This is a genomic window from Altererythrobacter sp. CAU 1778 (assembly GCF_054482795.1).
The window spans coordinates 219,834-233,142 of record NZ_JBTLRP010000003.1 but is presented as its reverse complement, the minus strand read 5'-3'; the positions used below and the strand labels follow the sequence as shown (position 1 = coordinate 233,142).

Annotated in this window: 15 protein-coding genes; 9 read left to right on the top strand and 6 right to left on the bottom strand. The window is 64.3% G+C overall.

The features are described 5' to 3' along the window. The first annotated feature begins 3 nt into the window (after positions 1 to 3). The 5 genes from ACXYN8_RS12645 to wecC all read left to right on the top strand — a co-directional run bounded on the left by ACXYN8_RS12645 (position 4) and on the right by wecC (position 4,760). Positions 4 to 489, top strand: coding sequence for a disulfide bond formation protein B (locus ACXYN8_RS12645; protein WP_458889811.1), 486 nt, complete (start codon positions 4 to 6; stop codon positions 487 to 489). After that, on the top strand, positions 486 to 1,007 hold the full coding sequence (locus ACXYN8_RS12640) for a demethoxyubiquinone hydroxylase family protein (protein ID WP_458889810.1): 522 nt from the start codon (positions 486 to 488) through the stop codon (positions 1,005 to 1,007). The genes ACXYN8_RS12645 and ACXYN8_RS12640 overlap by 4 nt, the downstream gene beginning before the upstream one ends. Positions 1,008 to 1,071: 64 nt before the next feature. After that, on the top strand, positions 1,072 to 1,653 hold the full coding sequence (locus tag ACXYN8_RS12635; RefSeq protein WP_458889809.1) for a hypothetical protein: 582 nt from the start codon (positions 1,072 to 1,074) through the stop codon (positions 1,651 to 1,653). A 46-nt stretch (positions 1,654 to 1,699) separates the two neighbouring features. Next, entirely contained in the window at positions 1,700 to 2,836 is a 1,137-nt protein-coding gene (gene wecB, locus ACXYN8_RS12630) for a non-hydrolyzing UDP-N-acetylglucosamine 2-epimerase (RefSeq protein ID WP_458889808.1), read from the top strand. 616 nt (positions 2,837 to 3,452) lie between these two features. Then, the gene (gene wecC / locus ACXYN8_RS12625) at positions 3,453 to 4,760 is read left to right on the top strand and encodes a UDP-N-acetyl-D-mannosamine dehydrogenase (protein ID WP_458889807.1); all 1,308 of its coding nucleotides are present in this window, start codon (positions 3,453 to 3,455) and stop codon (positions 4,758 to 4,760) included. A gap of 1 nt (position 4,761) precedes the next feature. On the opposite strand, the gene ACXYN8_RS12620 is transcribed toward wecC, so the two are convergent. The 4 genes from ACXYN8_RS12620 to ACXYN8_RS12605 all read right to left on the bottom strand — a co-directional run bounded on the left by ACXYN8_RS12620 (position 4,762) and on the right by ACXYN8_RS12605 (position 8,067). Continuing rightward, the gene (locus ACXYN8_RS12620; RefSeq protein WP_458889806.1) at positions 4,762 to 5,160 is read right to left on the bottom strand and encodes a GFA family protein; all 399 of its coding nucleotides are present in this window, start codon (positions 5,158 to 5,160) and stop codon (positions 4,762 to 4,764) included. 62 nt (positions 5,161 to 5,222) lie between these two features. Further along, positions 5,223 to 6,032, bottom strand: coding sequence for an enoyl-ACP reductase FabI (fabI, locus tag ACXYN8_RS12615; protein WP_458889805.1), 810 nt, complete (start codon positions 6,030 to 6,032; stop codon positions 5,223 to 5,225). Continuing rightward, positions 6,029 to 7,051 (bottom strand): YihY/virulence factor BrkB family protein, encoded by a 1,023-nt coding sequence (locus ACXYN8_RS12610; protein ID WP_458889804.1) that lies wholly within the window; start codon positions 7,049 to 7,051, stop codon positions 6,029 to 6,031. Before ACXYN8_RS12610 ends, fabI begins: the two co-directional genes overlap by 4 nt. A gap of 41 nt (positions 7,052 to 7,092) precedes the next feature. Next, on the bottom strand, positions 7,093 to 8,067 hold the full coding sequence (locus ACXYN8_RS12605; protein WP_458889803.1) for a DnaJ C-terminal domain-containing protein: 975 nt from the start codon (positions 8,065 to 8,067) through the stop codon (positions 7,093 to 7,095). Positions 8,068 to 8,150: 83 nt separating this feature from the next. Here ACXYN8_RS12605 and pdxH point away from each other — a divergent pair, with 83 nt between their 5' ends. Genes pdxH through ACXYN8_RS12590 form a run of 3 tightly spaced genes read left to right on the top strand, consistent with a single transcriptional unit; the run spans position 8,151 to position 10,503 of the window. After that, complete coding sequence (gene pdxH / locus ACXYN8_RS12600) at positions 8,151 to 8,753, top strand: pyridoxamine 5'-phosphate oxidase (RefSeq protein ID WP_458889802.1); 603 nt, start codon at positions 8,151 to 8,153, stop codon at positions 8,751 to 8,753. After that, on the top strand, positions 8,726 to 9,712 hold the full coding sequence (locus ACXYN8_RS12595) for a cation diffusion facilitator family transporter (RefSeq protein WP_458889801.1): 987 nt from the start codon (positions 8,726 to 8,728) through the stop codon (positions 9,710 to 9,712). The genes pdxH and ACXYN8_RS12595 overlap by 28 nt, the downstream gene beginning before the upstream one ends. Beyond that, positions 9,709 to 10,503, top strand: coding sequence for a PhzF family phenazine biosynthesis protein (locus ACXYN8_RS12590; protein WP_458889800.1), 795 nt, complete (start codon positions 9,709 to 9,711; stop codon positions 10,501 to 10,503). The genes ACXYN8_RS12595 and ACXYN8_RS12590 overlap by 4 nt, the downstream gene beginning before the upstream one ends. Before the next feature lie 48 nt (positions 10,504 to 10,551). Here the strand turns inward: ACXYN8_RS12590 and ACXYN8_RS12585 are convergent, their stop codons facing one another. After that, positions 10,552 to 11,706 (bottom strand): serine hydrolase domain-containing protein, encoded by a 1,155-nt coding sequence (locus tag ACXYN8_RS12585; protein WP_458889799.1) that lies wholly within the window; start codon positions 11,704 to 11,706, stop codon positions 10,552 to 10,554. A gap of 54 nt (positions 11,707 to 11,760) precedes the next feature. On the opposite strand from ACXYN8_RS12585, the gene ACXYN8_RS12580 reads away from it, so the two are divergent. Beyond that, on the top strand, positions 11,761 to 12,114 hold the full coding sequence (locus tag ACXYN8_RS12580) for a hypothetical protein (RefSeq protein ID WP_458889798.1): 354 nt from the start codon (positions 11,761 to 11,763) through the stop codon (positions 12,112 to 12,114). Here ACXYN8_RS12580 and mnmA read toward each other — a convergent pair. After that, complete coding sequence (gene mnmA / locus ACXYN8_RS12575; protein ID WP_458889937.1) at positions 12,111 to 13,280, bottom strand: tRNA 2-thiouridine(34) synthase MnmA; 1,170 nt, start codon at positions 13,278 to 13,280, stop codon at positions 12,111 to 12,113. The genes ACXYN8_RS12580 and mnmA overlap by 4 nt on opposite strands. Between the last annotated feature and the right edge of the window lie 29 nt (positions 13,281 to 13,309).

The following is a 13,309-nucleotide window of genomic DNA, read 5'->3' as shown; positions in this document are numbered from 1 at the left end:
ACGATGCGCGCGGATCCGAACCTGCGGCTGGCCCATGCTCTCGCCGTGGCCCTGCCTGCGCTGCTGCTGGGCGGAGCCTATGTTTCGCAATACGGATTTGGCCTGCATCCATGCGAGATGTGCTGGTGGCAGCGCTGGCCGCACTTCGCGGCTGTGGCGCTGGCCCTGGTAGGCTACGTCCTGAAGCCGCGCTGGCTTTTCGTCGCGCTTGCCGCGGGCGGTATATTGACCTCCGGCCTTATCGGCGGCTTTCACGCGGGCGTCGAATACGGCTGGTGGGAAGGGCTGACCTCCTGTTCCACCACTGCCGCGCCGGCACCCGGCGCAGACCCGATGGACGCGATCATGAACGCCCCGCTGATCCGCTGCGATGTCGCGCCGTGGTCCCTGTTCGGCATCAGCCTCGCTGGCTGGAATTTCCTCGTATCGACGCTTGGTGCGCTGGCGATCTTCACACTGCTCGCCAAACGTGACAGGGTCGCGAAATGACTGACTCAAGACGCGAAGCGATGATACGGGTCGACCAGGCAGGCGAATTCGGTGCGAGCCGTATCTACGCCGGCCAGCTTGCCGTGATGGGCGATCGTGGCCCGCACTCGACCGAAATCCGCGCCATGCAGGCGCAGGAGGAACGGCATCGCGAACAGTTCGACGCGCTGCTTACCCGGCGGGGCATCCGCCCGACCGCGTTGCATCCGTTCTGGAACGTCGCCGGCTATGCGCTCGGCGCGGGAACGGCGTTGCTTGGCCCGGAAGCGGCGATGGCCTGCACCGCCGCGATCGAGACCGAGATCGACGAGCATTACTCGCAGCAGCTCGACGCGCTGGAGGCCGATGGCGACGATCCCGAGCTTGCCGACATGATCCGCGAATTCCGTGACGACGAGCGTGAGCATCGCGATGCGGCCCTTGCCGCGGGGGCGGAACGCGCGCCCGCCTATGCGCTGCTTTCCGGCGCGATCCGGCTTGGCTGCCGTCTAGCCATCCGCCTCTCGGAACGGGTCTGACGCTTCAGCCGCAGTTCACCGCCGCCGGAGCTTATCGGCGGCTTATTCGTTGCAAGAGATGATCATGAAAACGCTCCTTCCCGTACTCGCCACTCTCGCGCTGACCGCACCTGTCACTGCCTTCGGGCAGGAGGCCGCGCTCGAAGCGGGCAGCACGGACAGCGACTATACCGTCAACCAGCTGATCATCTACGGCGACGACGAATGTCCGCAGTCGACCGGCAACGAGATCGTGGTCTGTGCCCGTAAGTCCGAGAACGAGCGCTATCGCATCCCTGAAAACCTGCGCCTCAGCGGCGATCCGGCGAACGAAAGCTGGACCAAGCGCGTGCTCAGCTACGAAACCAACAGCCCTTACGGCCAGTACGCCTGTACGCCCGTTGGCGCGACCGGCGCGGCGGGCTGCACGGCGGAGCTGATCGACCAGGCGTTCGAGGAACGCGCCACCGGCCAGAACGTCCGTTTCAGCCAGCTGATCGAGGAAGCGCGGGCGGAGCGTCTCTCGGAAATCGATGAGCGCACGGCTGAAGAGCAGGAGCGGGTCGAACAGATCGAACGTGAATACATGGAACGGATCGAGCGGGAACAGCAGTCCGAAGCCGATGCCGCCGATGCCGAACCGCTGCCCAGCCCGACTCAGCCGTAAGCCGCGCACAACCGCGATTTAACGCTTTTGCGCTAGGGGCGTTGGCATGAGCCAGCCCATACGCATCCTCACCGTCTTCGGCACGCGCCCCGAAGCGATCAAGCTCTTCCCGCTGTGCCACGCGCTGGCCGACGACTCGCGCTTCGACAGCCGCGTCTGCGTGACCGGGCAGCATCGCGGGATGCTCGACCAGGTGCTGGAGATTGCCGGGCTTGTGCCGGACCACGATCTCGACGTCATGCAGCCGGATCAGACGCTCGATGCGCTGACCGCGCGGCTGCTTACCGGGATCGGCGCGGTGATCGACGAGGAGCAGCCCGACTGGGTGGTGGTGCAAGGCGACACGGCGACAGCGATGGCAGGCGCGATGGCGGCCTATTACCGCAAGATCCGCGTGTGCCATGTCGAGGCCGGGCTTCGCAGCGGCAATATCTACCATCCCTGGCCCGAGGAAGTGAACCGCAAGGTCATCGGCAGCATCGCCGCGCTCCACTTTGCGCCGACCGAGACTTCGGCAGCGGCATTGCGGGCGGAGAATATCGACGCAGCCACAGTCCACGTCACAGGCAACACGGTGATCGACGCGCTGCACTGGGTCACGGCGAAGATCGAACGCGAACCCGCGCTGGCGAGCGGCCTTGCCGATCTCGAGGCGCGCTTCGCAGGCAAGCGCATCATCGGCGTCACCAGTCACCGGCGCGAGAATTTTGGCGGCGGGATGGAGGGGATCGCCTCGGCCATCCGCCAGCTCGCCGCGCGCGAGGATGTGGCGGCGATCTTCCCCGTCCATCTCAACCCCAATGTCCGCAAGGTGATGAACTCCACGCTGGAGGGGCTGGACAATGTCGCGCTGATCGAGCCGCTTGACTATCCGCACTTTGCCCGCCTGCTCGACATCGCGACGCTGATGCTGACCGACAGCGGCGGCGTGCAGGAAGAAGCCCCCGCGCTCGGAAAGCCGGTGCTGGTAATGCGCGAAACCACCGAGCGGCCGGAGGGCGTCGCAGCAGGCACCGCGAAACTGGTTGGCACCGACCCCGCCACCATTGTCAGCGAGGCCAGCCGTCTCCTAGACGACGCGGAGGCCTACGAAGCCATGGCCCGCGCGCACAACCCGTTCGGTGATGGGAAGAGTTCAGGCCGGATCGCGGATTTGCTGGCCGGAAATGTGCGCGGCAGTTAGTCTCATTCGTATAGGCGGTAGGGCAGCCAAATCGTGTCGAGCGTTTTGAGGAGAACATTGATGAAACCGATAATCGCTATTTTGCTCCCGTTGGCTGAAATTATTACGTACGCTCCGGGAGATAATGGGCCGTTCACCGAAAACGCTTGGGTATGTCACTTTGAAAATGCCCAATCGTGTGTCGGGAAAGATTGCAGCGTTGTGATGAACCGAGGTCCAGTCATTCTTTCCCATCGTGAGATGACTATATCTCGGTGCAATTCAGACGAGCGTCAATGTCGGCTTTATCGAGCCAGAATATCCTCGAAGTATGAGCAAACGACTTTTGATGCTTATGAATTCTCAGGCGATCATTATCTATATCTTCTCCAAAAGAACCTTGATTTTACCGAGATTATGAGAAGCGGGAACCGAGAGGTATTTGGAAACGGAAAATGCGAAGAAATGCTCACTCCACCGTCAATTTACGTTCCTATTAAATAGTTTGAGATCGGTAGTGGGGTGGGCCAGTCGAACTCTTTTGGATTTTCGTCCAGCCCCGCTCCATCGTTACCGCTAAATTTACCTCTCCCTGCCATGCCCGCATCCGAAGAAATCGCATTCGGGAAGTGAGCGTATGAAAGGGCAGAACGCCCCCCAGGTCTGCGTCGTCGGGCTCGGTTATATCGGGTTGCCCACCGCGGCAGTCATCGCGCGCGCCGGGATGCCGGTTCACGGCGTCGATATCACGCAGGAGGTTGTCGACACGATCAACCGCGGCGCGATCCATATCGAGGAGGTCGATCTGGAGGCGCTGGTGCAGGGGGTCGTGCAGCGCGGGCTGCTCAAAGCCTCGACCGACGTGGCTGAAGCGGACGTGTTCGTCATCGCCGTGCCCACGCCTTTCGCGAAGGACGGCAAGCACACGCCCGACATCTCTTATGTCCTTGCGGCGGCGGAGAATGTCGCGCCGGTGCTGAAGGCTGGCGATACGATCATCCTTGAATCCACCTCGCCCGTCGGCACGACCGAGCAGATGCGCGACCTCATCGCAAAGAAGCGCCCCGATTTGAAGGTGCCGGGCCTGTGCGAAGGCACGCCTGACATTGCCATCGCCTATTGCCCGGAGCGGGTGCTGCCCGGTCGAATCATTGAGGAACTGACGAACAACGACCGCTCGATCGGCGGGATCACGCCGCGCTGTGCGCGAAAGGCGCTGTCCTTTTACAAAAGGTTCGTGCGCGGCGCCTGCGTCACCACCGATGCCCGCAGCGCGGAAATGACCAAGCTGGTCGAAAACGCCTATCGCGACGTCAACATCGCCTTCGCCAACGAATTGTCAGTCATCGCGGATGCGATGGACCTCGACGTGTGGGAAGTCATCAAGCTCGCCAACCGCCATCCGCGCGTGAATATCCTGACGCCGGGGCCAGGCGTGGGCGGGCACTGCATCGCGGTGGATCCGTGGTTCATCGTCAACGGCGCGCCGGAGCATTCGCCGCTGATCCGCACCGCGCGCGGCGTCAACGACAACAAGATCCGCCACGTGATCGCTCGAGCGACCGAGCTGGTCGAAGCGCATCCGGGATCGAAGATCGCCTGTCTCGGCCTCGCATTCAAAGCGAATATCGACGATCTGCGAGAGTCACCGGCCCGGCTCGTTGCGGCAACATTGGCTCGCCAGTTCGGTGAACGGGTGTCCGTGGTCGAACCTTATATTTCGGAGCTTCCCCGCGAGTTCGCGGAGACAGGTGCCGGTCTGACCGATATCGACAGCGCGCTAGAAGATTGCGACGTCTTCATCGTCCTCGTCGATCACGACGTGTTCAAATCCGTCCCCTTGCAGGAACGGATGCGGAAGGCGGTCTACGATACGCGCGGCATCTGGCCCGACCAGCCGAGCGCCGCGGTGGTCGAGGACGAGCTTATCCGCAAGCTCGCCTGACCTACTGGCTGGGGTAGCGTTCGAACTCCGGCAGATCGCCGAGGGTTTGCATCCAGCTACGCCGTTCGGCCGTCTGGATCTGCGCTTGCGGTGTCACGGCGTCTGGATCATCCAGTGTGACCGACTGAACGTCTACCACGCCCGGCAGAGTCTTTTCGTTGATGAAGAACAGCGGCGTGCCGCACGTGCCGCAGAACTGTCGCTGCGAACCGGCGTGCGATTCGTAGCTTTGCGGCTCACCCTTCGTGATGCGGAAATTGTCGGTCGGTATCGCCAGCCATGCGACCATGGGCGACCCGCTCGCCATCTGGCAGTCGCGGCAATGGCACAGCGCATGGTGCACCGCCGCGCCTTCGACCTCGTAACGCACCGCGCCGCAGCGACATCCACCCTGTGCCATCATCATCTCCTGTCAGGTTCCGCATGGAACATAGAGGAAACATAGGCACGAGGAAAGCGCGTTCAGCCCAGTGCGATATCCGGCGCGTCTTCCTGCTTCATGCCGACCACATGGTAACCCGCATCCACATGATGCGTTTCGCCCGTCACGCCCGACGACAGGTCGGAGAGGAAATACAGGCCCGATCCGCCGACGTCCTCGATCGTGACATTGCGGCGCAGCGGGGAGTTCAGCTCGTTCCACTTCAGGATGTAACGGAAGTCACCGATGCCGCTCGCCGCCAGCGTCTTGATCGGTCCGGCGCTGATCGCGTTCACGCGAATGCCGTCGGGGCCGAGATCATTGGCAAGGTACTGCACGCTGGTTTCCAGCGCGGCCTTGGCGACACCCATGACGTTGTAATGCGGGATGACCTTTTCGGCGCCGTAATAGGTCAGCGTCAGTATGCTGCCACCTTCGCGCATCATCGCACTCGCCCGCTTCGCCACGGCGACCAGCGAGTATGCGGAGATGTTCATCGTCATCAGGAAATTGTCGAGGCTGGTGTCGAGATATTTGCCCCGCAGCTCGTTCTTGTCCGAAAATCCGATGGCATGGACGACGAAATCGATCGTTTCCCAGCGTGACTTGAGCGTGTCGAACGCTGCATCGAGCCTGCCCATGTCGGACACGTCGCAATCGAACAGGAAATCGCTGTCCAGTTGCGCGGCCAGCGGCTCGACCCGCTTGCGCAGTGCATCGCCCTGGTAGGAGAATGCGAGCTCCGCCCCGTGTTCGTGCAGCTTCTTCGCGATGCCCCAGGCAAGCGACTTGTCGTTCGCCAGCCCCATGATCAGGCCACGCTTGCCCTGCATCAAACCCGTCTTCGTCATTCCCCGCCTCCTTCTGCGGACACTTCCCTGCGGCGCTTGGCGCGCGCGCGATCGTCCCACTGGCCGAGGACGTTCTCTTCCTCTTCCGGCGTGACGGCGAGCGCGGCGTTAAGCTCAGCACCGATCACCATCCCTAAGCCGACCAGCCAGAAAAAGAAAAGCGCGATCATGATGCCCGACAGCGCACCGTAGGTGAGATCGTAGGCGAAGAAATTGCGGAGCACCATTGGCAGGGCCGTCGTCACCGCCAGCCACCACAGCGTGGTCAGCAGCGCGCCCGGCCACTTGGGATAGCGCCGCTTGCGATAGGCGCTGGGGGTCAGTGTGTAGAACAGCAGGTAGATGGAGCCGAACAGGCCGAGCGCGGGGACGATGCGCGAGATCGACAGCATGCTGAGCGCATCCGCGAACCACGGCACCTGCGCCTCGATCAGCTGTTGCACCGCCCCGATCAGAACCTGCGCGATCAGCGAGACGAGCAGCATGACGACCGCGCCCACGATCAGGCCCGCGGACAGCAGGCGATAGGTCCAGAAAGCCCGCGTCGCCCGTGTGCCGTATGCGCGGCGCAGGATGTCGCGCACGGATTCGATCAGGCTGCCCACCGTCCACAAACCAACCGCGCCACCAGCCCACAGGAACCAGCCGCTGCGCGCATCGATCACGTCGCGGGCAACCGGCTCGATCACGTTGGCGACGACCGGCGGCAAGGCGAACAGGATGGCGTTGATGGATGCGGCGCGCTCCCCTTCCTCACCGATGGCGGAAAAGATCGCAGCCCCGGTGATGAAGAAGGGGAAGATCGCGATCAGCGCAAGATAGGCGAGATTGCCTGCGTGGATCATCCCGTCGTTGAAGGCGCCCACGATGACCCGCTTGGCGATTTCAAACGCCCGCTTCACGAACGGCTTGTCGGCCGCGTTTTCCGCGTGAAGGCGCAGCGCGTCGAGGCGACGTTGTTCGGGGGAGAGGGAGCGGACCTCGCGTTCTTCGCTTTGAGGGAGGTCTGCTTCGCTCATGCCGTCCTTGCCGTAGCCGCTTTCGGTGTCGTGACGGGAGATCAGACCCCCAGCTCGCCGCGAGGATTGCGGTCGTCTGTCCAACCCTCCAGCGCCTTGGCAAGTTCCGAGACATCGTCCGGCAGGTTGATCTCGAGCGTGACGAGCTGGTCGCCGCGCGTGCCGGATTTGGCAGTGAAGCCCTTGCCTTTCAGGCGCATCACCGTCCCGCCGCTGGTGCCGGGCTTGATCGTCAGCATGACCGGGCCGTCGACCGTCGGAACCTTGACCTTCGCACCGGCGACCGCCTCGCTCAATGTCACTGGCAGGTCGAGCCGCACGTCATTGCCCTCGCGGCGAAAGAAGGGATGTTTTTCCACCGCTATCGTCACGATGGCATCGCCCGCGCCGCCGGGGCCGGGTTCGCCCTTGCCCTTTAGCCGCATCTGCGTGCCGTCTTCGACGCCCGCGGGCAGTTTCAGATCGATAGTCTTGCCGTCGCCCAGCGTAATGCGCTGATCGATGCGCGCGGCAGCATCGAGAAACGGGACCTTGAGGCGGTACTGGATATTGGCGCCCTTGGCCGGGGGGCGCCGCGTCTGTTCGAACCCGCCGCCCATCGGCCCTGCACGGCTGCGCGAGGCACCGCCGCCGAACAGCCCTTCGAAAATGTCGCCGAGGTCCGGGCCGCCATCGCCGCCGCCGAAGCCCTGGAAATCTTCTGCCGTGTAATTGCGGCCGCCTGCACCGGGGCGAAAGCCGCCGCCCGTGCCGGAACGCCCGCCACCGCCGCCCATGCCGAAGGGCATCCGCGGATTGCCATCCTCGTCGATCTCGCCGCGGTCGTATTGCGCGCGCTTCGCCTTGTCGGAAAGAAGGTCGTAGGCGTTGGTGACCTTCCCGAACCTGTCCGTGGCTGCGGGATTGTCCTTGTTACGGTCGGGATGAAGCTCCTTCGCGAGTTTGCGATAGGCGCTCTTGATGTCCTTCTCCGTTGCGCTGCGCGCGACGCCCAGGGTTGCGTAAGGATCGGCCATGGCGTGTTAGCTAGGCACGACAGTGGCAAGTGGCAAGCGGGAGGGTTCCCTCGTTTTGCCGGTGGGGCTAGGAGACAGGGGCGATGGACCACGAAAGCGCAATTCCCGACTCCGACCCGATGGGTCTTTTTGACGCCTGGTTTGCCGAAGCCGAGGCGAGCGAGCCGAACGATCCCAACGCCATGGCGCTGGCAACGGCGACGCCTGCGGGTGCGCCTTCTGTGCGCATGGTGCTGCTGAAGGGCAAAGATGCCGACGGCTTCGTGTTCTATACTAATGCCGAGAGCCGCAAGGGCGAGGAAATCCGCGCCAACATGCAAGCCGCGCTTTTGTTTCACTGGAAGAGCCTGCGCCGCCAGATCCGCATCGAAGGCCCGCTGGAAGAAGTGAGCGCAACCATGGCGGATGCGTATTTCCATTCGCGCCCGCGCAAATCGCAGATCGCGTCCGCCGCCAGCGACCAGTCGCGTCCGCTTGCCGAGCGAGACACCTACTTCGCGCGTGTTGCCGCGATCGAGGCCGCGCATCCCGAAGGCGACATACCGCGACCGTCCCACTGGACCGGATTTCGCGTTCGTCCCACGGCGATAGAGTTCTGGCTCGACCGGCCTGGCCGAATGCACGACCGCCGCCGGTTCACCCGCACCGCCGAAGGAGCGTGGTCGAACACGCTGCTCTATCCGTGACCGCCACGACGACTTCCGGCGCTGACAGGCGCGCGGCGCTTACCCGCAGCGCAGCCTTCGCTTCCATCGCTGTGGCCGTGCTGCTGGTGTCGCTCAAGAGCTGGGCGGCGTGGAAGACCGGTTCCACCGCCATGCTCGGCAGCCTTGCCGATTCGGCGCTCGACCTAATCGCCAGCCTGACGACGCTGGTGGGCGTGTGGATCGCGGCCATGCCGGCGGACGAGGATCACCGTTTCGGCCATGGCAAGGCGGAGGCGCTGGCCGCCATCGTGCAGGTCATGCTGATCGTGCTGTCGGCCGGGGGCATCGCCTTTCGCTCCATCGGCCAGTTGTTCGGCAATGCCCAGACCTCCGCTGCGCAGGAAGGCATACTCGTCTCGGTCATCGCGATTGTCGCCACCTTCGCGCTGATCGGCTGGCAGCGCTATGTCATTGCGCGCACCCGTTCCGTGGCCATCGCGACGGACAATGTGCATTACCAGTCCGACCTGCTGCTCAATCTCGCCGTGATCGCAGCGCTGGTGCTGGACCAGTATCTCGGCCTATCTAAGGCGGACCCGCTGTTCGGCCTCGGCATCGCCGCCTGGCTCCTGTGGGGCGCATGGCGCGGCGCGAGCGAGGCGATCGACCACCTGATGGACCGCGAATGGCCGGAAGATAAGCGCCTCGCCTTCGTTGCGGCGGCGGCGAAGCACGACGAACTGTCGAACCTGCACGATTTGCGAACCCGCACCAGCGGCGGGCGCGATTTCGTGCAGTTCCACGTCGATATGCCCCCGCATATGTCGGTCGGCGAAGCGCACGACATCATCGAGCGGGTCGAGCATGATTTGTGCCGCCAGTTTCCCGACATGGAGCTGCTGATCCATATCGACCCGGAAGGTCATGTCGACGAGCCGGACAATCCGCTGGTCGAGAAAGACGAATTCAAGGCGCTGAAGGAGCAGGGTTCCGAATGAGCATTCCTTATCCCTACTGGCACGTCGACGCCTTTGCCGACCGTCCTTTCAAGGGCAACCAGGCGGCGGTCATGCCGCTGGACGAATGGCTTGCCGATGATGTGCTGCTCGCAATCGCCGAGGAAAACAACTTCGCCGAAACCGCGTTTCTCGTGCGGGACGAAAGCGGAGAGGCGGACTGGGAATTGCGCTGGTTCACCCCGGCAATGGAAATCCGCCTGTGCGGCCACGCCACGCTGGCGAGCGGTCACGTGCTGTTGCAGCGCGACGGTGGGGAGCGCGTGACCTTCCGCACGCGCAAGGCCGGCGTTCTCGAAGTGCGGCGGCTTGGCGATGGATACGAGCTGGCGCTGCCCGCTATTCCGACGACCCGGGGGGAATGGCCCGAAGCGGCTGCGTTACTCGGTGCGGAGCCGGAAGAGGTCCATCGCAATCCCGACCGCTACAATATCTTCCTGTTCGAAAACGAAGCGCAGGTCCGGGCGCTCGATCCCGATCTGCGCGGTCTGGGTGCGCTGGGTGATGACCAGTTCATCTGCACCGCGCCGGGCGAGAAGTTCGACGTGGTCAGCCGCGTTTTCGTGCCCGGTGGCGGGGTGGACGAGGACAGCGTCACCGGCTCCGCCCATGCAGCGCTGACGCCGTTCTGGGCCGACCGGCTCGGTCGCGACAGCTTCACCGCGCATCAGGCCAGCGCGCGCGGGGGCGACTTGCAGCTCCGGCTGGAGGGCGAACGCGCCTGGCTGGGCGGACAATGCGTGACCGTGGTCGAGGGCAGCTTCTACTTCTGATTTAGAGCAGGGCCGCGCCTTCGCAACGGAGCGGCTCAGGCACCCCGCCTATCGCTCCGGATAGAGTGCGACGATTTCCGCCAGATCCGCCACCAGCGGACCGCGCAAGGCATCGTCGCTCTTGCCCAAGCGCACCACGGTGAGCCGCTGGTCGGGGGACACCAGAACATATTGTCCGAGATGGCCCACCGCCGCAAACAGCGTCGACGGCCCCTGTTCCGGGAAAAGCACTTGGTCGTCGCCTCGCTCTTGATTGGCGACGTTGAGCCAGGTCTGTCCGCCGTAATCGGGCGCGCGCGGCGAGCTTTGCGTCATGAACTCGATCCAGCCGCGCGGAACCAGCTGCGCGCCCCGGTGCGAGCCCTTGTGGCGCAGGAATTCGCCGAATTTCGCCCAGTCGCGCGCATCGGCATGGATCAGGCTGCCGCCGATCATCGTTCCGCTGGCGTCGTACTCGGGCGTGGCGGAATCCATCCCCAGCGGTTCGAACAGGCGTGCGCGCAGGAAATCGTCGACCGCGCGGCGGCGCTGGTCGGGCGTGCCGTCCGGAGCGAGAACGCGCGCGGCCACGTCGGCAAGGATGACGGTGGTGGCGGTGGAATATTCGAACACCCGCCCGGGTCGCGATTCGAGCGGCTGCTCTTCCGCCCAGGCGGCCATGTCGTCGCGTCCATCGAGGAACAACATCCGCACTTCGGACGACCGGTAGATGGGATCGCCCGCTTCCGTGTGGCGCAGGCCGGAGCGCATCTGGAGCAATTGCCTCAGCGTGATCTCTCCGCGCGGATCGCCTTGCCGCTGCCATTTGGGAATGGGCGGCGTGCGGTCGAGCGAGAGCTTGCCGTCCGCCACGAGCATTCCGATCATCACCGCGGTGACGGTCTTCGCCATCGACCAGCTGATGAACCGCGTCTCGGCGTCGTAATCTTCACCATAGCGTTCGGCGGCGATTTCACCTTCGTACATGATGACGAGAGCGCGGGTTTCTCCGATCCCTTCAGGGTCGTCGAACAACGCATCGATCGCCCGGCCAAGCTGGTCGCGCGGCGCACCGGCCTTGTCGGTGATGGCCGCAAGCGAAGCTTCGCTCGGCGGGGGTGGCCCATCCGGCGCAGCGTCTCCGCAGGAGGTCAGGAGAAGCGCCGCCGAGGTCAGGGCTGGCAGCAGGACGCGCGAGGCGATAGGGGGGCGGGGCGGCGGCATGGTGCGCCGTATTCTCGCAGAGTGGGGCGAATGGCAACCGCAGGCAGACGCAAAATGACGCGCAGCGCTGGCTCCAAGCGAGCCGGAAGGCGCAGCAACCGGCCTCTGTGGCTGGCGGCGCTTGTTCTGGCCGTCGTGGCCGGCGTGCTGTTCTGGTACCGTGCTCCGCTTACCGGCTTCACCCAGACCGGCGCGTCCTATGGTGCGCGGGTGGCCTGTGCCTGCCGCTTCGTCGGCGGACGGGCGCTTGAGGACTGCCGCAAGGACTTCGAGAGCGGCATGGAACTCGCGATCCTGAGCGAAGATGCCGACGAGAAGAGCGTCACCGTGTCATTCCCGCTGCTAGCCAGCCAGACCGCGACGTATCACGAAGGTTATGGCTGCGTGCTGGAGGAATGGGACAGCTAGGTGATTTCGGCAGGCTCGGTCGTGTCGATCCACCCGCCGCCGACCACGCGCTCCCCAGCGTAAATCACCGCGGCCTGCCCCGGCGCAACCCCAAACTCCGGCGCGGCGAAGTGCAGGGTCACTGCGCGGCCGTCACCCAGCGCGCCCTCGATAGTCACCGACACCGGCTTCGCGAGCGAACGAACCTTTGCGGTCAATCCGTCTGATCGATCGGCTCCGATCAAGTTCGTTTCGATAATGCGCGCGCTACCGACACCTAGCAACCGCTTCGGACCCACCTTCACCTCGCGACGGTCGGAGTCCAGGCCGATGACGTAGAGCGGTTCGGGTTGCCCGCCGATGTCGAGGCCACGGCGCTGACCCACGGTGTAATGAATGATCCCCTCGTGCCGCCCCAGCTCCTCGCCGGTCTCGGCATGGACGATCGCTCCGCCCACGATACCTTCGGGGCGGACTTTGCCGATGATCTTGGCGTAGTCTCTGTCTGGCACGAAGCAGATGTCCTGGCTGTCGGGCTTGCCCGCGACGCGCAGCCCCGCCGCCTCCGCCAGATCTCGCACCTGCGTCTTGGGCAGCCCGCCGAGCGGGAAGCGCAGATAGGCAAGCTGCTCGTCCGTGGTGCCGTAGAGGAAGTAGGACTGGTCCCGCGCCGGATCGAGCGCGCGGTGCAGCTCCACGCCTCCCTGGGCATTGACGACGCGGCGGACATAATGGCCGGTGGCGAGGCAGTCCGCGCCAAGTTCGCGTGCCATGCGCAGCAGGTCGTTGAACTTCGGACCCATGTTGCAACGAATGCAGGGGATGGGCGTGCGACCTGCAAGATAATCGTCCGCGAACTGTTCGACCACTTCGTCGCGAAACGCACTTTCATGGTCGATCACGTAATGCGCGATGCCAAGCCGCTCGGCCACGGCCTGTGCGTCACGTATGTCGTCCCCCGCGCAGCAGGCACCCTTGCGGCCCGTCGCCGCGCCGTAGTCGTAGAGCTGCAGCGTGATGCCGATCACTTCCGCGCCGGACTGCGCCGCAAGCGCCGCGACGACCGAGGAATCCACCCCGCCCGACATGGCGACGACGATCCGGCACTCATGCGCGGGGCGCGGCAGGTCGAACAGCGCGGCGGCATCGGGCGCGCGTGCGGCGTCGAGGGTTTCAGCGGTATTCATGACGGTGGCGCGCATACACGCTTCGCCCG

What these genes read in the sequence shown, in the direction of transcription:
- ACXYN8_RS12645 (WP_458889811.1), top strand. Translation starts at nt 4, where the DNA reads ATGCGCGCGGATCCGAACCTGCGGCTGGCCCATGCTCTCGCCGTGGCC.
- ACXYN8_RS12640 (WP_458889810.1), top strand. Translation starts at nt 486, where the DNA reads ATGACTGACTCAAGACGCGAAGCGATGATACGGGTCGACCAGGCAGGC.
- ACXYN8_RS12635 (WP_458889809.1), top strand. Translation starts at nt 1,072, where the DNA reads ATGAAAACGCTCCTTCCCGTACTCGCCACTCTCGCGCTGACCGCACCT.
- wecB (WP_458889808.1), top strand. Translation starts at nt 1,700, where the DNA reads ATGAGCCAGCCCATACGCATCCTCACCGTCTTCGGCACGCGCCCCGAA.
- wecC (WP_458889807.1), top strand. Translation starts at nt 3,453, where the DNA reads ATGAAAGGGCAGAACGCCCCCCAGGTCTGCGTCGTCGGGCTCGGTTAT.
- ACXYN8_RS12620 (WP_458889806.1), bottom strand. Translation starts at nt 5,160, where the DNA reads ATGGCACAGGGTGGATGTCGCTGCGGCGCGGTGCGTTACGAGGTCGAA.
- fabI (WP_458889805.1), bottom strand. Translation starts at nt 6,032, where the DNA reads ATGACGAAGACGGGTTTGATGCAGGGCAAGCGTGGCCTGATCATGGGG.
- ACXYN8_RS12610 (WP_458889804.1), bottom strand. Translation starts at nt 7,051, where the DNA reads ATGAGCGAAGCAGACCTCCCTCAAAGCGAAGAACGCGAGGTCCGCTCC.
- ACXYN8_RS12605 (WP_458889803.1), bottom strand. Translation starts at nt 8,067, where the DNA reads ATGGCCGATCCTTACGCAACCCTGGGCGTCGCGCGCAGCGCAACGGAG.
- pdxH (WP_458889802.1), top strand. Translation starts at nt 8,151, where the DNA reads ATGGACCACGAAAGCGCAATTCCCGACTCCGACCCGATGGGTCTTTTT.
- ACXYN8_RS12590 (WP_458889800.1), top strand. Translation starts at nt 9,709, where the DNA reads ATGAGCATTCCTTATCCCTACTGGCACGTCGACGCCTTTGCCGACCGT.
- ACXYN8_RS12585 (WP_458889799.1), bottom strand. Translation starts at nt 11,706, where the DNA reads ATGCCGCCGCCCCGCCCCCCTATCGCCTCGCGCGTCCTGCTGCCAGCC.
- ACXYN8_RS12580 (WP_458889798.1), top strand. Translation starts at nt 11,761, where the DNA reads ATGACGCGCAGCGCTGGCTCCAAGCGAGCCGGAAGGCGCAGCAACCGG.
- mnmA (WP_458889937.1), bottom strand. Translation starts at nt 13,280, where the DNA reads ATGAATACCGCTGAAACCCTCGACGCCGCACGCGCGCCCGATGCCGCC.